Consider the following 22,570-nt stretch of genomic DNA (forward strand, 5'->3'; position numbering starts at 1 on the left):
CCCACCCACCCGGGGGGGGGCGGGGGGCCCCGCGCGGCGGGCCGGCCCCCCCCGCCCCCCCCCCCCCGGGCCCCCCCCCGCGCGCGGGGCCCCCCCGGGGCGGGGGCCCACGAGCCGCTGGCGGACCCCGCGGTCTCGGCCGAGGACACCCGGGACGTTTCGGGCGCCGTCGACAACGATTGAGGAACGGCCGTCTCAGCCCGGGTGTTCTGGCAGCGCTCGCGGGAGACTTGTGCGTAAGGTCGTGCCTCGATCACCGGGTTGCCGGGGGTCGGTGACGCACCGGTGACGGGGTCGACCGCACGACCTCCTGACGGTGCCTGCGAGAGGGAGAAGCCGGATGACCGACACACCTGGACTGACACCTGGACAGACCCCGAGCCGTGACGCGGAGCGCCAGCAGGCGATCCTGTCCGCGAAGAACGAGCGGCTCGCCGAGGCCCTGCGGGCCGCGCGGGACCAGATCATCGACCTCAAGCGGCAGATCGACGAGCTCGCCAAGCCGCCGGGCACGTACGCGTTGTTCCTCGGTGCGCACCCCGACGGCACGGTCGACGTGTCCGCGGCGGGCCGCAAGATGCACGTCGGGGCGAGTCCGAGCCTGGACGTGTCGCGGTTGGCGCCGGGCCAGGAGGTCAAGCTCAACGAGGCCATGACGGTCGTCGCCGCGGGCGGGTACGAGCAGGTCGGCGAGCTCGTGACGGTCAAGGAGCTCCTGGGCTCCGACCGTGCTCTGGTCGTCGGGCGCTCCGACGAGGAGCGCGTCGTGCGCCTCGCGGGCTCGCTCGCCGACGCGCCCCTGCGCGTCGGGGACTCCCTGACGATCGACACGCGCAGCGGCTTCGTGTTCGAGATCGTGCCCAAGTCCGAGGTCGAGGAGCTCGTCCTCGAAGAGGTCCCCGACATCGACTACTCCGACATCGGTGGCCTAGGGCCGCAGATCGAGCAGATCCGCGACGCGGTCGAGCTGCCGTTCAGCCACCCGGACCTGTTCCGCGAGCACGGGCTGCGCCCGCCCAAGGGCGTCCTGCTGTACGGCCCCCCCGGGTGCGGCAAGACGCTCATCGCCAAGGCCGTCGCGAACTCTCTCGCGCACACCGTCGCCAAGGCGCGTGCCGCGGCCGGCGAGCTCGCGGGGGAGACGGTCGTCTCGGACCCGCAGGGCGCCAAGAGCTACTTCCTCAACGTCAAGGGGCCCGAGCTTCTCAACAAGTACGTCGGGGAGACCGAGCGCCACATCCGGCTCATCTTCGCGCGCGCCCGGGAGAAGGCCTCGCAGGGCACCCCGGTCGTGGTGTTCTTCGACGAGATGGAGTCGCTGTTCCGCACGCGCGGCACGGGCCTGTCGTCCGACGTCGAGACGACGATCGTCCCGCAGCTCCTGAGCGAGATCGACGGCGTCGAACGCCTCGACAACGTCATCGTCATCGGCGCCTCCAACCGCGAGGACATGATCGACCCCGCGATCCTGCGCCCCGGGCGGCTCGACGTGAAGATCAAGATCGAGCGCCCCGACGCCGAGGGCGCCAAGGAGATCTTCGCGAAGTACCTGACCACGGACCTGCCGATCCACGCCGAGGACCTGGCCGAGCACGGCGGGAGCGCGCAGGAGGCCCTCGACGCGATGATCACGAGCGTCGTAGAGCGCATGTACTCCGAGGAGGACGAGAACCAGTTCCTCGAGGTCACGTACGCGAGCGGCGACAAGGAGGTCCTCTACTTCAAGGACTTCAACTCGGGCGCCATGATCCAGAACGTCGTCGACCGCGCCAAGAAGTCCGCGATCAAGGACCTCCTGGCGACCGGTCAGCGCGGCATCCGGGTCGAGCACCTGCTCGCGGCGTGCGTCGACGAGTTCAAGGAGAACGAGGACCTGCCGAACACGACCAACCCCGACGACTGGGCGCGGATCTCCGGCAAGAAGGGCGAGCGCATCGTCTTCATCCGCACGATCGTCCAGAAGAAGGGCGACGGGGCGGGCGCGGTCGCGCGCACGATCGACACCGTGACCAACACGGGTCAGTACCTCTAGGCACCTACCCGGCGCCTGGAGTCACCTGCGGGCACTGGCGGCACGAGGTCCGGCGCGCGGCGCCGCACCGCACGACCGGGCCCGACGGCGCACCCCGCCGCCGGGCCCGGCTCGCGTCGGGGCGAGGCGTCCCGGCGGGGGTGCGTCGCGACGGTCCTCTCCGTGGACAGCCCGCCCCGCGGTCACGGCCCCGGCATAGGGTGGTGCTCGTGACCGTGCGACGCGTGATGGGGATCGAGACCGAGTACGGCGTGCTGCAGCCCGGGCGGCCGCTCGCGAACCCGATGCTCATGTCGAGCCAGGTCGTGACGACCTACCGGGCGCTCGCGGCGCGTGCCGACGGCGCTCGCGGCAAGGCCCGGTGGGACTACGACGACGAGGACCCGTTGCAGGACGCCCGGGGGTTCCACCTCCAGCGTGCCTCGGCCCACCCCTCGCTGCTGACGGACGACCCGACGCGGCCTGCGCCGTCGGGCCCCGTGGCGCAGCGCCCCGGCGTGCCGACCTCCCTCCAGGAGGTCGCGCGCCCCACGCACGAGGAGTACGACGACCCGAGCGCCGCGAACGTCATCCTGACGAACGGTGCGAGGCTGTACGTCGACCACGCGCACCCGGAGTACTCGTCGCCCGAGGTCACGAACCCCGCCGACGCGGTGTGCTGGGACGTCGCGGGCGAGCGCATCATGCTCGCGGCCTCGCGCGAGCTCAGCGCCGTGCCGGGCTCGGAGGTCGTGCTCTACAAGAACAACGTCGACGGCAAGGGCGCCTCCTACGGCACGCACGAGAACTACCTCGTCGAGCGGGAGGTGCCCTTCGGGACCATCGTCGAGCTGCTCACGCCGTTCCTCGTCACGCGCCAGGTCTTCACGGGCTCGGGGCGCGTGGGCCTCGGCGCAGTGGGGCAGGAGCCGGGGTTCCAGCTCTCGCAGCGCGCGGACTACATGGAGGCCGAGGTCGGCCTCGAGACGACGCTGCGCCGCCCCATCGTCAACACGCGCGACGAGCCGCACGCCGACCGCCAGCGCTGGCGCCGCCTGCACCTGATCATCGGGGACGCGAACCTGTTCGAGGTCGCGACCTACCTCAAGCTCGGCACCACCTCGCTCGTCCTGTTCGTGATCGAGCAGCTCGACGCGCTCGCGTCGGTCGAGGCGGCGACCGGGGTCTCGCTGCGCGCCGAGCTCGCGGCCCTGCGCCTGCACGACCCCGTGACGGACGTCCAACGGGTCAGCCGTGACCTCGACCTGACCGCGCCGCTCCTGCTCGCCGACGGGCGCCGGCTCACGGCCCTCGACGTCCAGCGCGTGTACGCCGACGTGGTGCGCCGCGCGGCCGAGCACCTGGGCACGCTCGACGACGAGACCCGGTCGGTCCTGGACCGTTGGGACTCGGTCCTCGAACGCCTCGGGACGGACCCCTCCTCGTGTGCCAAGGAGGTCGAGTGGGTCGCGAAGCTGCGGCTCCTGGACAGGCTGCGGCAGCGCGACCACCTCGACTGGGACCACCCGCGCCTGGCCGCGATGGACCTCCAGTGGTCGGACGTGCGCCCCGAGCGCAGCATCTACCACCGGCTGCTCGCCGCCGGCGCGGCCGAGCGCATCGTCGACGAGCGCGCGGTCTCCCAGGCCGTGCACCACGCGCCGGAGGACACGCGCGCGTACTTCCGGGGCGAGGTCATGGCCCGGTTCGGCGACCAGGTCTCGGCCGCGAGCTGGGACTCGGTGATCTTCGACGTCGTGGGTGCCCCGTCGCTCCAGCGCGTGCCCATGCTCGACCCGTTGCGCGGTACCCGGGCACACATCGGCGCGCTGCTCGACGCAAGCACGGACGCGGGGGCGCTCCTCGCGGGCCTCTCGGGCGGCCGATGACGGACCCCGCCGTGCGCTCGCGGCTCGTCGCACCTCGCGATCGGCACGCAAGAGCCTAGGCTTCAAGAAGACGCGGGCCTCGCGCAGGGCCGCCCACGGACCAGCAGGACAGCACGCACACCCAGGAGGCGAAGATGGCCCAGGAACGCACCAGCGCATCGCACGAGGACCGGCGTCCCGACGACGACGCGGCCACCCCCGCGCCCGTCGCACCGCAGGCCCAGGACCGGGACGCCGAGGTCGACTCGCTCCTGGAGGAGATCGACGAGGTGCTCGAGTCCAACGCCGAGTCGTTCGTCCGAGGGTTCGTCCAGAAGGGCGGCGAGTAGCCGGACCGGCCAGGAGCTGATGACCATGGACTTCTCCGGGCGTCTGCCGCACGCCTTCACCACGCCGGGCTCGTCCTCCTTCGTGGAGTTCCTCGCGAGCCACGCCCCTGACCTCCTGCCCTCTGCGAAGGCCGTAGCGGGTCCCTCCAACGCAGCCGGCCACGGCGCTGCCGGCGCGCAGCTCGCCCCGCACGCCACGACGATCGTCGCGCTGACCTTCGGGGACCCCGGGACTCTCGGGGCCGGGGTCGTCATGGCGGGGGACCGCCGCGCCACGATGGGGTCGATGATCGCCAACCGCGAGATCGAGAAGGTCTTCCCGGCCGACGAGTTCTCCGCGGTGGGCATCGCGGGGACCGCAGGCATCGCGGTCGAGCTCGTGCGCCTCTTCCAGCTCGAGCTCGAGCACTACGAGAAGATCGAGGGCGCGCTCCTGTCGCTCGACGGCAAGGCCAACCGGCTCTCGACCATGATCCGTGCGAACCTCGGCCTGGCCATGCAGGGCCTGGCGGTCGTGCCGCTGTTCGCGGGCTACGACCTGGACCGTGCGCTGGGGCGCATCTTCTCCTACGACGTCACGGGGGGACGCTACGAGGAGCGCGACCACCACAGCGTGGGGTCGGGCTCGGTCTTCGCGCGCGGGTCGCTCAAGAAGCGCTGGCACCCGGGGCTCGGGTCCGCCGACGCGGTCCACGTGGCCGTCGAGGCCCTGTACGACGCGGCGGACGACGACTCGGCCACGGGCGGCCCGGACGCGGTCCGTCAGATCTGGCCCGTGGTGGTCACCGTGACCGCCGAGGGGTACCGCCGGGTCCCCGACGACGAGCTCGCGGCGGTCGCGGCGCGGATCGTCGCGGAGCGCACCGAGGCGGCCGACGGGAACCGTGCGGCGCGCGTGCGCATCGCTCGCCCGACGGCGGGGCTCGCCCCGGAGCCGCCGGGGCTCCCGGCCGACCAGCCGGACCCGACCGACCGGACGCACGAGGGAGGTGACGCACGATGAGCATGCCGTTCTACGTCTCGCCCGAACAGCTCATGAAGGACCGGGCCGACTTCGCGCGCAAGGGCATCGGCCGGGGCCGATCGGTCGTCGTGCTCGCCTACGACGAAGGCATCGCGTTCGCGACGCACAACCCGTCCCGGTCGCTGCACAAGATCTCCGAGATCTACGACCGCATCGCGTTCGCGGCGGTCGGCAAGTACAACGAGTTCGAGAACCTGCGCGTCGCGGGCGTGCGGTACGCGGACCTGCGCGGCTACTCGTACGACCGGTCCGACGTGAACGCGCGCGGGCTGGCGAACGCGTACGCGCAGACGCTCGGCACGGTCTTCACGACCGAGTCCAAGCCGCTCGAGGTCGAGCTCGTCGTGGCCGAGGTCGGGCCGAGCCCGGCCCAGGACCAGATCTACCGCCTGTCCTACGACGGGTCCGTCGCGGACGAGTCCGGCTTCGTCGTGATGGGCGGGCAGGCCGAGCAGCTGGGCCGGGACCTGGGCGAGGCCTGGCACCCCGGTATGACGCTTCCCGAGGTGCTGCGACTCGCGGTCGCGACGCTCGGCGGCGCAGGCGCCCACGACGCCCGCGACGCGCTCGAGGGGGCGGAGGCGATCCCCGCCAACCAGCTCGAGGTCGCGGTCCTCGACCGCACCCGCCCCCGGCGCGCCTTCCGCCGTCTGACCGGCGCGGTGCTCGCCGGGTTGCTCGAGGAGACACCCGAGGAGGCTCCGGATGGACCGTAGGATCTTCGGTCTCGAGACCGAGTACGGCGTGACCTGCGCCTCGGACGACGGCCGCGGCCTGTCCGCGGACGAGGTCGCGCGCTACCTGTTCCGCAAGGTCGTGGCGTGGGGCCGGTCGTCGAACGTGTTCCTGCGCAACGGCTCGCGCCTCTACCTCGACGTGGGCTCGCACCCCGAGTACGCGACGGCCGAGTGCGACGACGTCCGCCAGCTCGTGGCGTACGACCGCGGCGGCGAGCGCATCCTGGAGGGCCTCGTGGCCGATGCCCAGGAGCGGCTCGAGCACGAGGGTCTGCCGGGACGCATCCACCTGTTCAAGAACAACACCGACTCGGCGGGCAACTCCTACGGGTGCCACGAGAACTATCTCGTGCGGCGTCAGGGCGACTTCGCGCGCCTCTCGGACGTGCTGGTGCCGTTCCTCATCACGCGTCAGGTGCTCACGGGGGCCGGGAAGATCCTCGCGACACCGCGTGGCGCGATCTACGCCCTGTCGCAGCGTGCGGACCACATCTGGGAGGCCGTCTCGAGCGCGACCACGCGCTCACGCCCCATCATCAACACGCGCGACGAGCCGCACGCCGACGCCGAGTCCTACCGGCGCCTGCACGTCATCGTCGGCGACTCCTCGATGGCGGAGACCACGACGATGCTCAAGGTCGGGGCGACCGACCTGATCCTGCGCATGATCGAGGCGGGGGTCCCGATGCGGGACATGGCCCTCGAGAACCCGATCCGGGCCATCCGCGAGATCAGCCACGACATGACCGGCAAGCATCCCGTGCAGATGGCGAACGGGCGCACCGTGACGGCCGTGGACCTGCAGGGCGAGTACCTGCAGCGGGTCAAGGAGTTCGTCGACGCGAACGAGGCCCCCACGCCCGTCGTGAAGCAGGTCCTGGACCTGTGGGAGCGCGGGCTGCGTGCCCTGGAGACCGACGACCTGTCGCTCGTCGACCGTGAGCTCGACTGGGTCATCAAGCTCAAGATCCTGCGCCGCTACCAGGAGAAGCACGGCCTGGAGCTCGACGACCCGCGCATCGCCCGACTGGACCTGGCCTACCACGACATCTCGCGGACCGACGGGCTCTACAACATGCTCGCGGCGCGCGGCATGGTCGAGCGCATCACCACGGACCTCGAGGTCTTCGAGTCGACGGCGATCCCGCCGCAGACCACCCGGGCCAAGCTGCGCGGGGACTTCGTGCGCAAGGCGCAGGAGGCCCGGCGCGACTACACGGTCGACTGGGTGCACCTCAAGCTGAACGACCAGGCCCAGCGGACCGTGCTGTGCAAGGACCCGTTCCAGAACGTCGACGAGAGGGTCGAGCGGCTCATCGAGTCCATGTGACGTCGGCCCGCAGTCCGGACACGAGCAGGGACGGGGTGCCGCCACCGTTAGGGTGGTGGCACCCCGTCCCTGCTCGTCCCGAGGAGCTTCGTGCGCCGTCAGCACCACTGGTCGTCCGTCGTCGTCGCCCTGGCGCTCGCCCTGACCACCACGGCCTGCTCGGAGCTGCCGGAGCGTGAGGACGCGTCCGCGAACACCGAGGTCACGGTCTCGGGGAAGATCGGGGACCCGCCCGTCGTCGAGTTCCAGCAGCCCCTGAGCGTCCCGGACGAGCGCGGCGAGGTCCTCGTGCCGGGGACGGGTGCGGAGCTGGTCGAGGGGCAGGACGTGCTCGTCAACATGTACGCGCTCGACGGGCGGGACGGCACGGTGCTGCAGAACACGTACACCGACGCCCCCACGTCGCTCGCGCTGACGGACGCCGAGGCGGGGTCGGAGATCGTCGACCTCCTGGCCGGGCAGCGGGTCGGGGCGCGCGTGCTGTACCTCGAGGAGGCGAACGACGTCCCGCTGGTCCTGGTCATCGACGTGCTGCCCACGCGCGCGACGGGGGACGAGATCCCACCGGTCGAGGGGCTGCCCACGGTGGCGCTCGGCGAGGACGGGGCCCCCACGGTGACGATCCCCGCCGACACCGCCCCTCCGGGGGACCTGGTGGTCCAGCCGCTCGTCCGCGGCGCCGGGGTCCAGGTCGAGGCCGGGCAGGTCGTCACGGTGCGCTTCACGGGGGTCGAGTGGTCGTCGGGCGAGATCGTGGACTCGAACTGGCCCGAGGGCACCAAGCCGGCGTCGACCATGATCGGGATCGGGCAGATCATCGAGGGGTGGGAGCGGGGTCTCCTGGAGCAGAGCGTCGGCAGCCAGGTGCTGCTCGTCGTCCCTCCCGCCCTGGCCTACGCGGGCACGGGGCGGCCGTACGCGGACGAGACGCTCGTGTACGTGGTGGACATCCTGGACGCGCACTTCCCGGTGGTCGACGAGACGCCGGGCCAAGAAGGTCAGACGGAAGGTCAGTAGCTCATGTCGGTCACGGTCCGTGTCATCCCCTGCCTGGACGTCGACGCGGGGCGCGTCGTCAAGGGCGTCAACTTCGAGAACCTGCGCGACGCGGGCGACCCCGTCGAGCTCGCGGCGCGCTACGACGCCGAGGGGGCCGACGAGATCACGTTCCTCGACGTCTCGGCCTCGTCGGGCAACCGCGAGACCACGTACGACGTGGTTCGCCGGACGGCGGAGCAGGTCTTCGTGCCGCTCACGGTCGGTGGCGGGGTGCGTACGACCGACGACGTCGACAAGCTGTTGCGCGCGGGAGCGGACAAGGTCGGGGTCAACACGGCGGCGATCGCGCGCCCCGAGCTCGTCGCAGAGATCGCCGACCGGTTCGGCAGCCAGGTCCTGGTGCTCTCGGTCGACGCGCGACGTGTGAGCGGTGAGGTGCGGACGCCGTCGGGCTTCGAGGTGACGACGCACGGTGGTCGCCGGGGAACCGGGATCGACGCGGTCGAGTGGGCCGTGCGCGCCGCGGAGCTGGGCGCGGGCGAGATCCTGCTGAACTCGATGGACGCCGACGGCACGACGGGCGGGTTCGACCTGGAGATGTTCGCCGCGGTGCGCTCCGAGGTGAAGGTCCCGCTCATCGCGAGCGGGGGAGCGGGCACCCCTGAGCACTTCGCCCAGGCCGCGCAGGCCGGCGCGGACGCCGTGCTGGCTGCGAGCGTGTTCCACTTCCAGACGCTGACGATCGGCGACGTCAAGGAGCACATGCGCGAGGCCGGCCTGCTCGTCCGCTGAGCGCGTGCCCGACGACGACGCACGCCTCAGCGCGGTCCGGGCACCACGGCGTCGAGCGCCTCGACGTCGGCCGCGTCGCCCTGGACCGTGACCCCGGCGTGGCGGCCGCGACCGAACGCGTGGAGCACGAGCTCGCCCACCTGGCCCGTGACGACGACCGTGCCGGCGAGGCGTCCGTCCTCGGACGGACGCTGCGGCGGCGAGGTGACCGCCAGCCGCCGGCCACCGGGGACGACCAGCACGACCCCCACGGGGGAACGGCGGAAGAACAGCGGGGCGGCGCGGCGGAGCTGCGCCCAGAGCGCGTCCCGCAGGCCGGGCGGCAGGTCGCGGGCGCGCCCGTCCGAGGGGTTCGTGCCCCCGGGGCCGCCGTCCGTGCCGGTCTCGTCCGGCCCCGCCTCCCACGTGCCGCGTCGCGCGTCCTCGGTGTGCACGAAGTACTCGGCGAGGTTGACGAGGTCCCCGGCCCAGGACCACGGGCTCCACGCGGCGGGCGGCTGCTCGACGCGGGCCAGGAGCACGGCGTAGCCGCCGGGCTCGAGCGCGGTCGCCGCGAGCTCCTGGAGGTGGCCGTCGGACCAGCCGTGCAGGGGCCCGCCGTTGGCACCGGCCTGCGTCCAGGGCCGGTGCTCGCGCAGGATCACGTGCGCCGCGAGGTGCCGGGTGCGCCACCCCTCGCAGAGGGTCGGGGCGTCGGGGCCGGCCTGGGTGAGGGCGTGGACGAGGGCGGCGCGCTCGTGGGCGTGCCAGGCGGTGGGCTGCATCGGGCCATGCTCGCACGAGCACGCCATGTCCCGTGTGAGAAGATCGTGACAACCCCCACGAAAGACGAGGATCGTCCGTGTCCGCGCGACGGAGCACCCCCACGAACACCACGCCCCGGACCCAGGACGCGCGCCCCGGCGCTGCGCCCGGCCGGTCGAAGTCCACCCACCCGCACCCCGACGCACCCGCAGGGTCCACCGGGCGGACAGTGCCGCCCGCGCACTCGGCGTCGGCGACCGCACGGCGCCACGCACTGACCGGTTCGCGCACGCGACGCTCGCTCCAGCTCATGGGGCGCGGCATGCGTTCCGAGTGGCGCGTCTACATCTTCGCGATCGGGGCCTCCGCGCTGTTCGGCGCGACGACCGTGGGCATCAGCCTCGCGGTCGGGCGGGTCACGGACGAGGTCGTCGTCCCTGCGCTCGCGGGGGACGCCGACGCCCGGGGCGACCTGTGGATCGCGGGGCTCGTGCTCGTGGGCATCGCGGTGACGCTCGCGCTGACCGTCGCCGGCCGGCGCATCTTCGCGGGCTACGGCTACGCGAACATCCAGGCCCGGCACCGCACGGCCGTCACGCACCAGTACCTGCGCTTGCCCATGTCGTGGCACCGCGCCCACCCGGCGGGCCAGCTCCTGTCGAACGCCAACTCCGACGTCGAGGCCGCGACGGGGGTCTTCAACCCGCTGCCCTTCGCGCTGGGCGTGGTCGTGATGATCGGCGTGTCCGCGGTCATGCTGTTCCGCATCGACGTGTGGCTCGCGTGCGCCGCGCTGATCGTCATCCCGCTCGCGGTCGCGGTCAACGTCGTCTTCCAGAAGTACATGTCGCCCGCGATCACGCACGCGCAGCAGCTGCGCGCCGAGGTCTCCGACGTCGCGCACGAGAGCTTCGAGGCCGCGCTCCTGGTCAAGTCGCTCGGCACCGAGGCGCGTGAGGAGCGCCGCTTCGCGGCCCGCACCGACGAGCTGCGCGCGGCCAACGTGCGCGTCGGGATCGTCCGCGCGTACTTCGACCCGGTCATCGAGCTGCTGCCCTCTCTCGGCACGCTCCTGGTCCTCGGGGTCGGGGCGGCCCGGGTCTCGGCGGGCGCGGTCGACACGGGCGAGATCGTGACGGCGGCGTACCTCCTGACGATCATGGCGGTCCCCGTCCGGGCGTTCGGGTGGGTCCTGGGCGAGCTGCCGCGTGCGCTCGTGGGGTACGAGCGCATCGCGAGCGTGCTCGACGCCCCGGGCATCCCGGTCGCGGGCGACCAGCGGCTGCCCGTGACGTCGCGGGGTGCGCACGTGCGCTTCGAGGACGTGGGCGTCGACGTGCGGGCAGGCGGTCGCGACGTGACCCTGCTCGACGGTATCGAGCTCGACCTGGCCCCCGGGCGGACCGTCGCGGTCGTCGGCCCCACGGGCGCGGGCAAGACCACGCTCGTGTCCCTGCTCTCGCGCCTGTCGGACCCGACGCGGGGCCGCGTCCTGATCGACGGCGTCGACGTGCGCGACGCGCTCGCGTCCGACCTCACGGGTCAGGTCGCGCTCGTCGGGCAGTCCACGTTCATCTTCGAGGACACGGTCCGCTCCAACGTGACGCTCGCGGACGAGGGCGTCGGCCCGACCGACGAGCAGGTGTGGGACGCGCTGCGCCTGGCGAAGGTCGACGACGTCGTCTCCCGCCTGCCCGGGGGGCTCGACTCGCCGCTGGGCGAGCGCGGCTCGAACCTGTCGGGCGGGCAGCGGCAGCGGCTCGCGATCGCACGCGCCCTGGTGCGCTCCCCGCGCCTGCTGGTCCTCGACGACGCGACCTCCGCCGTCGACCCGCGCGTCGAGCAGCAGATCCTGGCGGGGCTGCGCGGCGAGGGGCCCACGGCCACCGCGGGCGCACGCCCGACGGCGGAGCACCCCACGGTCGTCATGGTCGCCTACCGCATGTCGAGCGTCGCGCTCGCGGACCAGGTGGTCCACGTCGAGTCCGGGCGGGTGGTCGACGTCGGGACGCACGAGGAGCTGCTCGTCCGCGACCCCGGCTACCGCGAGCTCGCGACCGCGTACCAGCGCGAGGCCGAGCGCCGGGCGGAGGCCGACGAGCTCGACGGCGACCTGCCGGACGGGTACGACGAGCGCGACCGGGACGACGAGCAGCGCGAGGAGATCGAGCGCTGCGAGCAGGAGGAGACCGACGAGATCGTGCGTCATGCCGAGGAAGGGACGGTGACCGAGTGAGCACCACGACCGCCACCCCGCCCCGCGAGCGTCGTCGTCGGGGCCGCGCCGCGAAGCCCGAGGTCGTCGTCGAGGACGCGACGGGCGCCCGCATCGCCTCTGCGAGCGCGCTGGGGGTCTTCGCGACCCTGCGCAAGGGTGTCCAGATGTCGCCGGAGATCCTCCAGGGCGTGTGGATCACGCTGCTCCTGGCTGTCGCGGCCGCTCTGGGGCGCATCGTCGTCCCGATCGCGGTCCAGCAGACGGTCGACACCGGCATCATGGCGCCGGGAGGTCCCGACACGAGCCGCGTGACGCTGCTCGTGGGGGCCGCGGCCCTCGTCCTGGTGGTCGCGGGCCTGTGCTCGGCGCTCGTCAACGTGCGCCTCTTCCGCTCGACCGAGGCCGGGCTCGCGAGCCTGCGCGTGCGCGCGTTCCGGCACGTGCACGACCTGTCGGTCCTCACGCAGAGCACCGAGCGTCGCGGCGCCCTGGTCTCGCGCGTCACGAGCGACGTCGACACCATCTCCCTGTTCGTCCAGTGGGGCGGCATCATGCTGCTCGTCTCGGTGCTGCAGATCGGTGCCGCGACGATCCTCATGGCGTTCTACTCGTGGCAGCTCACGCTGCTCGTGTGGGCGTGCTTCGTGCCGCTCTTCCTGATCCTGCGCCCCGCGCAGAAGCACGTGAACGCCGCGTACACCGCGCTGCGTGAACGGGTCGGAGCGATGCTCGGCGCCATCTCGGAGTCCGTCGTGGGGGCCGAGACGATCCGCGCGTACGGCGTGGGGGAGCGCACGGGACGCCGGATCGACGCGGCCGTCGAGAGCACGCGCACGGGCATGGTCCGGGCGCAGAAGCTCGTCTCGACCGTCTTCTCGAGCGGCGTGCTCGTGGCGAACCTGGTCCTCGCGGCGGTCGTGGTCGTGGGCACGCTGCTCGGCATCGACGGGACGATCACGGCCGGCAAGCTCCTTGCGTTCCTGTTCCTCGTGCAGCTCTTCACGGGGCCGGTGCAGATGGCGACCGAGATCCTCAACGAGCTGCAGAACGCCGTCGCGGGCTGGCGTCGTGTCCTCGCGGTCGTCGAGACCCCGATCCAGGTCGTCGACAAGGGCGAGGAGGGCGTGCGCTCGCCGCGCGGCCCCGCCCACGTGACGCTCGAGGACGTCCGTTTCGCCTACCCGGACGGCCCGGAGGTGCTCCACGGCGTGGACCTCGACTTCCCGGCCCGCACCTCGGTCGCGGTCGTCGGCGCCACGGGCTCGGGCAAGACGACGATCGCCAAGCTCGTGACGCGGCTCATGGACCCGACGTCGGGCGCGGTCCGGCTCGACGGCGTGGACCTGCGCGACCTGTCGGCCGCGAGCCTGCGCGAGCGCGTGGTGCTCGTGCCGCAGGAGGGCTTCCTGTTCGACGGCACGCTCGCCGAGAACATCGCGTACGGCGTGCGGGACGTGTCGGAGCAGGGAGGTCGCCGGACGGGGGAGACCGCCGCGCAGGCCGCCGCCCGGCACGCCGGGCGCATCGACGCCGCCGTCGCCGAGCTCGGCCTGACCGACTGGGTCGCGGACCTGCCGCACGGGCTGGGCTCCGCCGTCGGGCAGCGGGGTGAGGCCCTGTCCGCGGGGGAGCGGCAGCTCGTCGCGATCACGCGTGCGTACCTTGCCGAGGCCGACCTCCTGGTGCTCGACGAGGCGACGTCGGCCGTGGACCCCGCGACCGAGGTGCGCATCGCGCGCGCCCTGGACTCGCTCACGGCGGGCCGCAGCACCATCACGATCGCGCACCGGCTCTCGACGGCCGAGGCCGCGGACCTCGTGGTCGTGGTCGACGCGGGGCACGTGGTCGAGGTCGGCCCGCACGCCGAGCTCGCGGTAGCGGGCGGCGTCTACGCCTCGATGCACGCGTCGTGGGTCGCGCAGACACGATGAGCGAGGTCGGCGGGCGGGTCGAGGGGCGGACCACGGACGAGGGGGCCCCGGGGATCTGGCAGGATTCTCGGGTGCCCCAGAACGCAGCCTCCTCCGCCGACCAGCCCGTCACCGCCGACGGGACCTCCGCCGCGGCTCCCGTCGAGCTGCCCCCGACCCTCGCCGCGCGCCTCAAGCGCGACGCCGACGGCCTCGTCGCCGCGATCGTCCAGCAGCACGACACCGGTGAGGTGCTCATGCTCGGCTGGATGGACGACGAGGCGCTGCGCCGCACCCTGACGTCGGGCCGCGTGACCTTCTGGTCGCGCTCTCGGCAGGAGTACTGGCGCAAGGGCGACACGTCGGGCCACGCGCAGTGGGTCAAGTCGGTCGAGATCGACTGCGACGGAGACGCCCTGCTCGTCCGCGCCGACCAGGTGGGCGCGGCCTGCCACACCGGTGCCCGCACGTGCTTCGAGGCGGGTGGAGACCTGGGCGCCGTCGTCGGGAACCGCCCCGAGACCGAGACCTCCGAGGAGAAGACGCAGTGACCGGACCGTCCCCCGTGACCAGCTCGCCCGTCCCCGTGGTGCCAGCCGCGGGTCTGCCGTGGGGCGAGACCTGGCCCGCGGTCGAGGGCTTCCGTGCGCTCGCGTCCTCGCGCCGCGTGGTCCCGGTCGTGCGCCGCCTCCTGGCCGACGACGTCACTCCCGTGGGTCTCTACCGCACCCTCGCGCAGGGTCGCCCGGGCACGTTCGTGCTGGAGTCCGCGGAGGTCGACGGCTCCTGGGCCCGCTACTCGTTCGTGGGCGTCGCCTCGCGGGCGACGCTCACCGCGCGCGAGGGCCAGGCCGTGTGGACTGGCGACGTCCCCGCGGGCGTGCCCACGTCCGGGGACGTGGTCGACGTGCTCGAACGGACGCTGGACGCGCTGCGCACCCCCGCGATCGACGGCCTGCCGCCGCTCACGGGCGGGCTCGCCGGCGCGCTGGGCTGGGACGTCGTGCGCCACTGGGAGCCCACGCTGCCCGCGAACGCCCCCGACGAGCTGGGGGTCCCCGAGGTCACGCTGTGCCTCGCGACCGACCTCGCGGTCGTGGACCACCGCGAGGGCAGCGTGTGGCTCGTCGCCAACGCGATCAACTTCGACGACACCGACGAGCGGGTCGACGAGGCCTACGTCGACGCCGTCGCGCGCCTCGACCGGATGCAGGGCGAGCTCGTGGCCGGGACCGGCCGTGGGTCCTCGACCGCGGTCGTCGTCGACGTCCCCGAGCCCGAGCTCGAGTTCCGTTCGACCCGCCAGGAGTTCGAGGACGCGGTGCTCGCGGGCAAGGACGCGATCCGCGACGGCGAGGTCTTCCAGATCGTCATCTCGCAGCGGCTCGACCTCGACTGCCCGGCTCCGCCCCTCGACGTGTACCGGGCCCTGCGGACCATCAACCCGAGCCCGTACATGTACTACTTCCAGCTCACCGACGCGGACGGCGCGGACTTCGCCGTGGTCGGGTCGAGCCCCGAGACGCTCGTCAAGGTCGACGACGGGCACGTGGTCACGTTCCCGATCGCCGGGTCGCGTCCGCGCGGCGCGACCCCCGAGCAGGACGTCGCGCTGGGCGAGGAGCTGCTGGCCGACCCCAAGGAGCGCGCCGAGCACATCATGCTCGTCGACCTCTCGCGCAACGACCTCGTGAAGGTGTGCGAGCCCTCGTCGGTCGAGGTCGTCGAGTTCATGGCCACCAAGCGGTTCAGCCACATCATGCACCTGTGCTCGACCGTCGTCGGGACGCTGCGCGAGGGAGCACGGGCGCTCGACGTGCTCCGTGCGACGTTCCCGGCCGGCACTCTCTCGGGCGCCCCGAAGCCGCGCGCCATCGCCCTGATCGACGAGCTCGAGCCCGCCTCGCGCGGCATCTACGGCGGGACCGTGGGCTACTTCGACTTCGACGGGAACATGGACATGGCCATCGCGATCCGTACCGCGCTCATCCGAGGTGGACGTGCGAGCGTCCAGGCGGGCGGGGGCATCGTGGCCGACTCCGTGCCCGCCCTCGAGTACGAGGAGTCGCGCAACAAGGCGGCGGCCGCGGTGCGCGCCGTCCAGCTCGCGGCGCGGCTGCGGAGCCTGGCATGACCGGGGCGTCGCCCGGGCCCGCCGGCGCCGCGCGAGGTGCCGGGGCCACCGGGTCCGCGGCGGCCGCTCGTGCGCCGCGGTCGTGGCGCCTGGCGCGCCGCAGCGCCATCCTCCTGCTGCTCGTGCTCGGTGGCGGCGCTCTCGCGGCTGCGGCACCCACCTGGCTGCGCACCTCGGGAGCCACACCGCTCGACCCCGACGTCCTGGTCCAGGTCACGGGCACGTCGGCCGCGCCGGGGGTCGGCGCGGGCGCGCTGGTCGTCGTGGCGAGCGCCCTGGCTCTCGGGCTGGTCGGGCGGATCGGTCGCTGGCTCGTGCTCCTGGTGTCCGCCGCGAGCGGGGTCGTCGTCGCCGCGTCGGCCGCCGCGATCCTGCGCGACCCCACGCAGGCCGCCCGGACCGCGGTGGCCGAGGCGACCGGGGTGACGGACATGACGAGCGGTATCGTCCTCACTCCCTGGCCCTACGTCGCCTGCGCGGTGGGCGTCCTCGTGGTCCTCGTGGCGCTCTGGGCGGCGGTGTCCTCCCCGTCGTGGGGGCGGGTCTCCGCCCGCCACGAGATCGTCCGCACGGAGGCCTCTCCGTCGTCCGGCACCGGTCGCGCCGACGGGACCCGCTCCGGCGCCACCGGGGCGACGGGCCGCGCCGACGCGTCGCCCACCGCGCCTGCCGACGCGACGGCGGGCGACGCCGTGGCCGCACCGGAGGGCGAGGAGCCCGACGAGCAGGAGACGTGGGACTCGCTGACCCGCGGCGAGGACCCCACCGACCGCTGAACATCACGTCCTGCCAGCAGGAACAGACCGACCCGCGTCCGATAGGCTGGGCGCACATCTTGACGAAAGGCACACCCCCATGGCCGAGAAGCCGCAGACCACCGAGATCTCCTACCTGCCGCCGTCGGCACCTCCCACGAACCACGGGCACACCGTCGCGGCCTGGTTCACCATGATCGGCATCATCGTGGGCGCGGTCGTCGCTGGTGTCGCCGTCGCGATGGCCCAGGTCTGGCTCTTCTGGGTCGGCATGGTCGTGGTCGCCCTGGCCCTCGTCGGCGGCGGCGTGCTGCGCAACATGGGGTACGGCCAGCCGAAGCCCGGCGTCGCGCCCCGGACGACGACGCAGCACTGACCCCTCCCGGGCGAGAGCCCGGACGTGCCTCCACGCGCCGCGCACCCTCTTTCGGTGCGTGGCGCGTGCCGTACCACCGGCAGCAGACCCGGCGTCGTCCGGGCCGCGCAGCCGTCTCGTAGAGAGCAGGTCGCACCATGAGCTACCCACCCACCCCGCCGAACGATCCCTACCGTCCCGAGGGGGAGCAGCCCGGCGGCGAGCCCGTCGAGCCACAGGCCCCCGGCCAGGTGCCACCGCCGGCCCCCGGGTACCCGACCTACCCCGGACAGCCCACGTCGCCGTACGCGGCGTCCACGGGGCAGCCCGCCCCGGGCTCCGTGCCCGGTGGGGAGCAAGGCGGGTACTCGCCGTACCCGCCGCCCGCGCAGCCGCCCTACGGTGCGCCCCAGCAGGCTCCGTACGGCGCGTCGCCGTACCCCGCCCCCGGCGCTCCCGGGGGCTACGGCTACTTCCCCCGCAACGACCTGGGCGTCTGGGCCCTCGTCCTGGGCATCGCGTCGTTCGTGCTGTCGTGCGGGTTCCTCACGGGCATCCCGGCCATCATCGTCGGCACGAAGGCCAAGCGTGCGGTCGAGTCCGGCGAGGCGAACAACGGAGGGCTCGCGCAGGCGGGGGTCATCCTCGGCTGGGTCGCGTCGGTGCTGTCGGTGCTCGCGATCATCCTGTTCGTGATCCTGGTGGGCTTCGGGCTCGCGTTCGGCGAGGTCGACTCGACGTACTACTGACGGGCGGCACAGGACCAGAGGGGGCGCGCAGATGACGAGAGCACCGGTGTCGCCGCCGCCCGCCTCGGCGACGGTCCAGGCCGAGGACCGGACGTGGCGCGCCCTGCGCACGCCGCTCGGGGTCGGGGCGGGCGTCGCAGGGGCCACCGTGCTCCTCGCGCTCGTGGACCCGCACGAGGGCGGCTACCCGCTGTGCCCGCTGCTCGCCCTCACCGGGTGGGCGTGCCCGGCGTGCGGTGGCCTGCGCGCGACGCACGACCTCGCGACGGGCGACCTCGCGGGGGCATGGGCCATGAACCCGCTCTGGGTCCTCGTCGTGCCGTTCCTCGTCGTCGCCTGGGCGCTGTGGGTCCGGCGGGCCTGGCGCGGCACGACGGCGAGGGCGGTCCCCCCGTGGACCGGGGTCGTCGGGCTCGTGGTCCTGGTCGGCTTCGGGATCGCGCGGAACGTGCCCGCGCTGGCGCCGTTCCTGGGGCCGTCCTGACGGCCGGACGAGGACCCGGAGCACGTCTCGCGAGGTGACACGTGTCCCTGGTCACTCTCAGGCGGCTCTACGATGGCAGGTATCTCCCTGTCAATGGTTCGCGGAGAGATGCTGCGGGTGACCCGTCACGGTCCCGGCGGGCGGACGCGAGCCTCTGGTGGCACGGAGTCGACGACGAGCACGGGGAGATATCACATGACGGTTCTGGAGGACATCGTCGCGGGAGTCCGCGAGGACCTTGCGGAGCGCCAGGCGAGGACGACCCTGGACGAGCTGAAGGAGCGCGCCTCGCGCGTCCACGGAGCGCTCGACTGCATCAGCCGCCTCAAGGCCGAGGACGCTGTCGCCGTGATCGCCGAGGTCAAGCGCTCGAGCCCCAGCAAGGGCAACCTGGCGGCCATCGCGGACCCCGCGTCGCTCGCCTCGGAGTACGAGAAGGGCGGCGCCGCCGTCATCTCGGTGCTCACCGAGCAGCGACGGTTCAACGGGAGCCTGGCCGATCTCGACGCCGTGCGGGGCAAGGTCGACATCCCGGTCCTGCGCAAGGACTTCGTCGTGACGCCGTACCAGGTCTGGGAGGCCCGTGCCCACGGTGCGGACCTCGTCCTGCTCATCGTCGCGGCGCTCGAGCAGACGGTCCTGACCTCGCTCGTCGAGCGCGTCCACTCGCTCGGCATGACCGCCCTCGTGGAGGTGCACACGCTCGACGAGGTCTCGCGCGCGATCGACGCCGGTGCCCGCGTCATCGGCGTCAACGCCCGCGACCTCAAGACCCTCGAGGTCGACCGTACGACGTTCGCACGGCTCGCCCCGGCCATCCCCGACGAGTACGTCCGCATCGCCGAGTCCGGGGTGCGTGGCCCGCACGACGTCATGGACTACGCCCGTTCCGGGGCGCACGCCGTCCTCGTGGGCGAGGCACTCGTCACGGACGCCGCTCCGCGCGCGTCGGTCGCCGACCTCGTCGCGGCCGGGTCGCACCCGTCGCTGTGGTCCGTCCGCCACTGAGCAAGCCCCCGACACCCCAGATCCCGTACCGAGGAGGTCAGGCCGCGTGCCCGACGCAACACGTTCCCTGCAGAACCAGCAGGGCCCCTACTTCGGGGACTTCGGCGGACGCTTCGTCCCGGAGGCCCTGATCGCCGCTCTCGACGAGCTCGAGGCCGAGTACCGCAAGGCCGTCGTCGACCCGACGTTCCAGGAGGAGCTCGCCCGGCTGCACAGGGAGTACACGGGGCGCCCCAACCCCCTCACGGAGGTGCCCCGCTTCGCGGAGCACGCCGGGGGGGCGAGGGTCTTCCTCAAGCGCGAGGACCTCAACCACACGGGGTCGCACAAGATCAACAACGTGCTCGGCCAGGCGCTGCTCGTCAAGCGCATGGGCAAGAAGCGCGTCATCGCGGAGACCGGCGCCGGGCAGCACGGCGTGGCCACCGCGACGGCGGCAGCCCTCATGGACCTCGAGTGCGTCGTGTACATGGGCGAGGAGGACACCGAGCGCCAGGCGCTGAACGTGGCGCGGATGCGCCTGCTCGGTGCGACGGTCGTCCCGGTCACGATCGGCTCGCGCACCCTCAAGGACGCGATCAACGAGGCGCTGCGCGACTGGGTCGCCAACGTCGACACCACGCACTACCTGCTCGGCACGGTCACGGGGCCGCACCCGTTCCCCGAGATGGTCCGCGACTTCCACCGCATCATCGGCGAGGAGGCGCGCGCGCAGATCCTCGACCGGATCGGCCGCCTGCCCGACGCCCTCGCGGCGTGCGTGGGCGGCGGGTCGAACGCGCTGGGTCTGTTCAACGCGTTCCTCGACGACAAGGACGTCGCGCTCTACGGCTTCGAGGCCGGGGGAGAGGGTGTCCCGACCGGCAAGCACGCCGCACGGTTCAGCGGTGGCGCGCCGGGCGTGCTGCACGGCGCGCGCTCGTACCTCATGCAGGACGAGGACGGCCAGACGCTGCCCAGCCACTCGATCTCCGCGGGGCTCGACTACCCGAGCGTCGGCCCCGCCCACTCGTGGCTGCACGACCTGGGCCGGGCGACCTACGAGCCCGTGACCGACGTCGAGGCCATGGAGGCCTTCCGCCTCCTGTGCCGCACCGAGGGCATCATCCCGGCGATCGAGTCGGCGCACGCGCTGGCCGGAGCGCTGCGGATCGGTCGTGAGGCGCAGGCCGCGGGCAAGGAGGACACCGTGATCCTGGTGAACCTCTCCGGCCGCGGTGACAAGGACGTCGCGACCGCGGCGCGGTGGTTCGACCTGATCGACGCGGACACCGTGGTCGACGGCGAAGGGAGCAGCCTGTGAGCGGGACCGTCGGGGGCGTCCGCGCCCCCCACGCGACGTCGGCACGGATCGACGAGGTGGCGGCCGAGGGGCGCGCGGCGCTCATCGGCTACCTGCCCGTCGGCTACCCGAGCGTCGAGGGGACCGTCCAGGCCGCGACGGCGCTGGTCGAGTCCGGGGTCGACATCATCGAGCTCGGGCTGCCCTACACGGACCCCGTCATGGACGGGCCGGTCATCCAGCGCGCGGTCGAGCACGCCCTCGCGGGTGGCACGCGCGTGCGTGACGTCTTCACGGCGGTCGAGGCCGTGGCGGCGCTCGGTGTCCCCGTGCTCGTCATGACCTACTGGAACCCCGTGCTGCGCTACGGCGTCGAGGCCTTCGCCCGCGACCTGGCCGCTGCCGGGGGAGCAGGGCTCATCACGGCCGACCTCATCCCGGACGAGGCGGGCGAGTGGATCGCCGCCGCGGACGCGCACGGCCTCGACAAGGTGTTCCTCGTCGCGCCGAGCTCGACCCCCGAGCGCCTGCGCCTGACGGCGGCCGCGTCGCGCGGCTTCGTCTACGCCGCCTCGACCATGGGCGTGACCGGAGTCCGCGCCGAGGTCGGCAGCAGGGCCGAGGAGCTGGTCGCCGCGACCCGCGCCGCGGGGGGCGAGCACGTGTGCGTGGGGCTCGGTGTCTCGACGGCCGCGCAGGCCGCGCAGGTCGGACGGTACGCCGACGGCGTGATCGTCGGCTCGGCCTTCGTCCGTCCGCTCCTCGGTGACGAGCCCTGGGAGGAGCGCCTCGAGAACCTGCGCACGGTCACGCGTGACCTGGCGGAAGGCGTCCGCACGGCTCGCGCGGGCGACGGGACCACCGGGCAGGTGACGGCATGAACGGGCTGATCTCCGCCGTCGGGCCCGTGGTCGCCTCGATCCCCAGCCCCTCCGAGCACACGTGGTACGTCGGACCCTTCCCGCTGCGCGCCTACGCGCTCGCGATCCTGGCGGGCATCGCGGTCGCGGTGTGGCTCACGCGCAAGCGCTGGGTCGAGCGTGGCGGCGACGCCGACGACGTCCTCGAGATCGCGTTCTGGGCCGTGCCCTTCGGCATCGTCGGTGGACGTCTCTACCACGTCATCTCCTCGCCCGACGCGTACTGGGGGCCCGACGGCGACCCGCTCAAGGCCCTGCGCATCTGGGACGGCGGCCTCGGGATCTGGGGCGCGATCGCCCTCGGCGCCGTGGGTGCCTACATCGGCTGTCGACGCCAGAAGGTGAGCTTCCCGGCGTTCGCGGACGCGCTCGCCCCAGGCCTCCTGCTCGCCCAGGCGATCGGCCGGCTCGGCAACTGGTTCAACCAGGAGCTGTTCGGCGGTCCCACCACCCTCCCGTGGGGGCTCGAGGTCGACCCGAGCATCGCGGACTACGTCTGCAGCAACGCAGGACTCACCTGCGGGGCCGGGACGCTGTTCCACCCGACGTTCCTCTACGAGATGCTGTGGAACGTCGCAGCAGCCTTCCTCCTCATCTACCTCGACCGTCGCTTCAGGTTGGGTCACGGTCGGGTATTCTGGCTGTACGTTCTCTTCTACACGCTTGGCCGCGTGTGGATCGAGATGCTGCGCATCGACGACGCCGAGCTGGTGCTCGGTCTCCGACTGAACGTCTGGACCTCCATCCTGGTCGGAGTCGGTGCGTTGATTGCGTTTATCGTTGTCGGGCGCCGAAACCCAGGGCGCGAAGAGACAGTATCGCTCGATGCTGCGGAGCCCGAGCAGGCAGATGCTGCCAGACCCGACCCAGGTCGTTGAGGCATCCGTCTTTTCATAGGCG

The 22,570-nt window shown here is 72.9% G+C and carries 21 protein-coding genes; 20 read left to right on the forward strand and 1 reads right to left on the reverse strand.

What is annotated here, in order from left to right:
• The first annotated feature begins 340 nt into the window (after positions 1 to 340).
• The 8 genes from arc to hisF all read left to right on the forward strand — a co-directional run bounded on the left by arc (position 341) and on the right by hisF (position 9,111).
• Complete coding sequence (arc, locus tag ACFRCR_RS02325) at positions 341 to 2,032, forward strand: proteasome ATPase (protein ID WP_377675201.1); 1,692 nt, start codon at positions 341 to 343, stop codon at positions 2,030 to 2,032.
• Positions 2,033 to 2,259: 227 nt separating this feature from the next.
• Positions 2,260 to 3,900, forward strand: a complete 1,641-nt coding sequence (gene dop / locus ACFRCR_RS02330) for a depupylase/deamidase Dop (protein WP_377675247.1) — start codon at positions 2,260 to 2,262, stop codon at positions 3,898 to 3,900.
• A gap of 134 nt (positions 3,901 to 4,034) precedes the next feature.
• On the forward strand, positions 4,035 to 4,229 hold the full coding sequence (locus tag ACFRCR_RS02335; RefSeq protein ID WP_191795990.1) for a ubiquitin-like protein Pup: 195 nt from the start codon (positions 4,035 to 4,037) through the stop codon (positions 4,227 to 4,229).
• A 19-nt stretch (positions 4,230 to 4,248) separates the two neighbouring features.
• Positions 4,249 to 5,232, forward strand: a complete 984-nt coding sequence (prcB, locus tag ACFRCR_RS02340; RefSeq protein WP_377675204.1) for a proteasome subunit beta — start codon at positions 4,249 to 4,251, stop codon at positions 5,230 to 5,232.
• Positions 5,229 to 5,969, forward strand: coding sequence for a proteasome subunit alpha (gene prcA, locus ACFRCR_RS02345; RefSeq protein ID WP_377675207.1), 741 nt, complete (start codon positions 5,229 to 5,231; stop codon positions 5,967 to 5,969). The genes prcB and prcA overlap by 4 nt, the downstream gene beginning before the upstream one ends.
• Positions 5,959 to 7,320, forward strand: coding sequence for a Pup--protein ligase (gene pafA, locus ACFRCR_RS02350; protein ID WP_377675209.1), 1,362 nt, complete (start codon positions 5,959 to 5,961; stop codon positions 7,318 to 7,320). Before prcA ends, pafA begins: the two co-directional genes overlap by 11 nt.
• A 90-nt stretch (positions 7,321 to 7,410) precedes the next feature.
• On the forward strand, positions 7,411 to 8,337 hold the full coding sequence (locus tag ACFRCR_RS02355) for an FKBP-type peptidyl-prolyl cis-trans isomerase (protein ID WP_377675212.1): 927 nt from the start codon (positions 7,411 to 7,413) through the stop codon (positions 8,335 to 8,337).
• 3 nt (positions 8,338 to 8,340) lie between these two features.
• The gene (gene hisF, locus ACFRCR_RS02360; protein WP_377675215.1) at positions 8,341 to 9,111 is read left to right on the forward strand and encodes an imidazole glycerol phosphate synthase subunit HisF; all 771 of its coding nucleotides are present in this window, start codon (positions 8,341 to 8,343) and stop codon (positions 9,109 to 9,111) included.
• A gap of 26 nt (positions 9,112 to 9,137) precedes the next feature.
• On the opposite strand, the gene ACFRCR_RS02365 is transcribed toward hisF, so the two are convergent.
• The gene (locus tag ACFRCR_RS02365) at positions 9,138 to 9,875 is read right to left on the reverse strand and encodes a TIGR03085 family metal-binding protein (RefSeq protein WP_377675217.1); all 738 of its coding nucleotides are present in this window, start codon (positions 9,873 to 9,875) and stop codon (positions 9,138 to 9,140) included.
• 290 nt (positions 9,876 to 10,165) lie between these two features.
• Between ACFRCR_RS02365 and ACFRCR_RS02370 the strand changes: the two genes are divergently transcribed.
• The 12 genes from ACFRCR_RS02370 to lgt all read left to right on the forward strand — a co-directional run bounded on the left by ACFRCR_RS02370 (position 10,166) and on the right by lgt (position 22,548).
• The gene (locus tag ACFRCR_RS02370) at positions 10,166 to 12,091 is read left to right on the forward strand and encodes an ABC transporter ATP-binding protein (RefSeq protein WP_377675249.1); all 1,926 of its coding nucleotides are present in this window, start codon (positions 10,166 to 10,168) and stop codon (positions 12,089 to 12,091) included.
• Positions 12,092 to 12,237: 146 nt separating this feature from the next.
• Positions 12,238 to 14,004: an ABC transporter ATP-binding protein gene (locus ACFRCR_RS02375; RefSeq protein WP_377675251.1), complete on the forward strand. Its 1,767-nt coding sequence runs from the start codon at positions 12,238 to 12,240 to the stop codon at positions 14,002 to 14,004.
• Between the two features lie 146 nt (positions 14,005 to 14,150).
• Positions 14,151 to 14,534: a phosphoribosyl-AMP cyclohydrolase gene (gene hisI, locus ACFRCR_RS02380; protein ID WP_377675254.1), complete on the forward strand. Its 384-nt coding sequence runs from the start codon at positions 14,151 to 14,153 to the stop codon at positions 14,532 to 14,534.
• The gene (locus tag ACFRCR_RS02385) at positions 14,531 to 16,117 is read left to right on the forward strand and encodes an anthranilate synthase component I (RefSeq protein WP_377675220.1); all 1,587 of its coding nucleotides are present in this window, start codon (positions 14,531 to 14,533) and stop codon (positions 16,115 to 16,117) included. The genes hisI and ACFRCR_RS02385 overlap by 4 nt, the downstream gene beginning before the upstream one ends.
• The gene (locus tag ACFRCR_RS02390) at positions 16,114 to 16,893 is read left to right on the forward strand and encodes a Trp biosynthesis-associated membrane protein (RefSeq protein ID WP_377675223.1); all 780 of its coding nucleotides are present in this window, start codon (positions 16,114 to 16,116) and stop codon (positions 16,891 to 16,893) included. Before ACFRCR_RS02385 ends, ACFRCR_RS02390 begins: the two co-directional genes overlap by 4 nt.
• Positions 16,894 to 16,972: 79 nt before the next feature.
• On the forward strand, positions 16,973 to 17,248 hold the full coding sequence (locus ACFRCR_RS02395; RefSeq protein WP_191791288.1) for an HGxxPAAW family protein: 276 nt from the start codon (positions 16,973 to 16,975) through the stop codon (positions 17,246 to 17,248).
• Positions 17,249 to 17,385: 137 nt separating this feature from the next.
• On the forward strand, positions 17,386 to 17,976 hold the full coding sequence (locus tag ACFRCR_RS02400; protein ID WP_377675226.1) for a DUF4190 domain-containing protein: 591 nt from the start codon (positions 17,386 to 17,388) through the stop codon (positions 17,974 to 17,976).
• A 31-nt stretch (positions 17,977 to 18,007) separates the two neighbouring features.
• A complete protein-coding gene (locus tag ACFRCR_RS02405; protein ID WP_377675228.1) occupies positions 18,008 to 18,460 on the forward strand; it encodes a DUF2752 domain-containing protein in 453 nt (150 codons plus the stop codon).
• A 195-nt stretch (positions 18,461 to 18,655) separates the two neighbouring features.
• On the forward strand, positions 18,656 to 19,468 hold the full coding sequence (gene trpC, locus ACFRCR_RS02410) for an indole-3-glycerol phosphate synthase TrpC (RefSeq protein WP_191795980.1): 813 nt from the start codon (positions 18,656 to 18,658) through the stop codon (positions 19,466 to 19,468).
• A gap of 46 nt (positions 19,469 to 19,514) precedes the next feature.
• Entirely contained in the window at positions 19,515 to 20,771 is a 1,257-nt protein-coding gene (trpB, locus tag ACFRCR_RS02415) for a tryptophan synthase subunit beta (protein ID WP_377675231.1), read from the forward strand.
• On the forward strand, positions 20,768 to 21,631 hold the full coding sequence (trpA, locus tag ACFRCR_RS02420) for a tryptophan synthase subunit alpha (RefSeq protein ID WP_377675233.1): 864 nt from the start codon (positions 20,768 to 20,770) through the stop codon (positions 21,629 to 21,631). The genes trpB and trpA overlap by 4 nt, the downstream gene beginning before the upstream one ends.
• Positions 21,628 to 22,548 (forward strand): prolipoprotein diacylglyceryl transferase, encoded by a 921-nt coding sequence (lgt, locus tag ACFRCR_RS02425; RefSeq protein WP_377675236.1) that lies wholly within the window; start codon positions 21,628 to 21,630, stop codon positions 22,546 to 22,548. The genes trpA and lgt overlap by 4 nt, the downstream gene beginning before the upstream one ends.
• Positions 22,549 to 22,570 lie beyond the last annotated feature (22 nt).

The organism is Oerskovia sp. NPDC056781 (assembly GCF_042789955.1).
Taxonomy (GTDB): Bacteria; Actinomycetota; Actinomycetes; order Actinomycetales; family Cellulomonadaceae; genus Oerskovia; species Oerskovia rustica.

Excerpts from the sequence above, each read along its gene's own strand:
- trpC (WP_191795980.1), top strand. The coding sequence starts at position 18,656 with ATGACGGTTCTGGAGGACATCGTCGCGGGAGTCCGCGAGGACCTTGCG.
- ACFRCR_RS02400 (WP_377675226.1), top strand. The coding sequence starts at position 17,386 with ATGAGCTACCCACCCACCCCGCCGAACGATCCCTACCGTCCCGAGGGG.
- ACFRCR_RS02370 (WP_377675249.1), top strand. The coding sequence starts at position 10,166 with ATGGGGCGCGGCATGCGTTCCGAGTGGCGCGTCTACATCTTCGCGATC.
- ACFRCR_RS02390 (WP_377675223.1), top strand. The coding sequence starts at position 16,114 with ATGACCGGGGCGTCGCCCGGGCCCGCCGGCGCCGCGCGAGGTGCCGGG.
- ACFRCR_RS02395 (WP_191791288.1), top strand. The coding sequence starts at position 16,973 with ATGGCCGAGAAGCCGCAGACCACCGAGATCTCCTACCTGCCGCCGTCG.
- ACFRCR_RS02405 (WP_377675228.1), top strand. The coding sequence starts at position 18,008 with ATGACGAGAGCACCGGTGTCGCCGCCGCCCGCCTCGGCGACGGTCCAG.
- pafA (WP_377675209.1), top strand. The coding sequence starts at position 5,959 with ATGGACCGTAGGATCTTCGGTCTCGAGACCGAGTACGGCGTGACCTGC.
- dop (WP_377675247.1), top strand. The coding sequence starts at position 2,260 with ATGGGGATCGAGACCGAGTACGGCGTGCTGCAGCCCGGGCGGCCGCTC.
- ACFRCR_RS02375 (WP_377675251.1), top strand. The coding sequence starts at position 12,238 with ATGTCGCCGGAGATCCTCCAGGGCGTGTGGATCACGCTGCTCCTGGCT.
- hisF (WP_377675215.1), top strand. The coding sequence starts at position 8,341 with ATGTCGGTCACGGTCCGTGTCATCCCCTGCCTGGACGTCGACGCGGGG.
- ACFRCR_RS02335 (WP_191795990.1), top strand. The coding sequence starts at position 4,035 with ATGGCCCAGGAACGCACCAGCGCATCGCACGAGGACCGGCGTCCCGAC.
- prcA (WP_377675207.1), top strand. The coding sequence starts at position 5,229 with ATGAGCATGCCGTTCTACGTCTCGCCCGAACAGCTCATGAAGGACCGG.
- prcB (WP_377675204.1), top strand. The coding sequence starts at position 4,249 with ATGACCATGGACTTCTCCGGGCGTCTGCCGCACGCCTTCACCACGCCG.
- ACFRCR_RS02365 (WP_377675217.1), bottom strand. The coding sequence starts at position 9,875 with ATGCAGCCCACCGCCTGGCACGCCCACGAGCGCGCCGCCCTCGTCCAC.
- lgt (WP_377675236.1), top strand. The coding sequence starts at position 21,628 with ATGAACGGGCTGATCTCCGCCGTCGGGCCCGTGGTCGCCTCGATCCCC.
- arc (WP_377675201.1), top strand. The coding sequence starts at position 341 with ATGACCGACACACCTGGACTGACACCTGGACAGACCCCGAGCCGTGAC.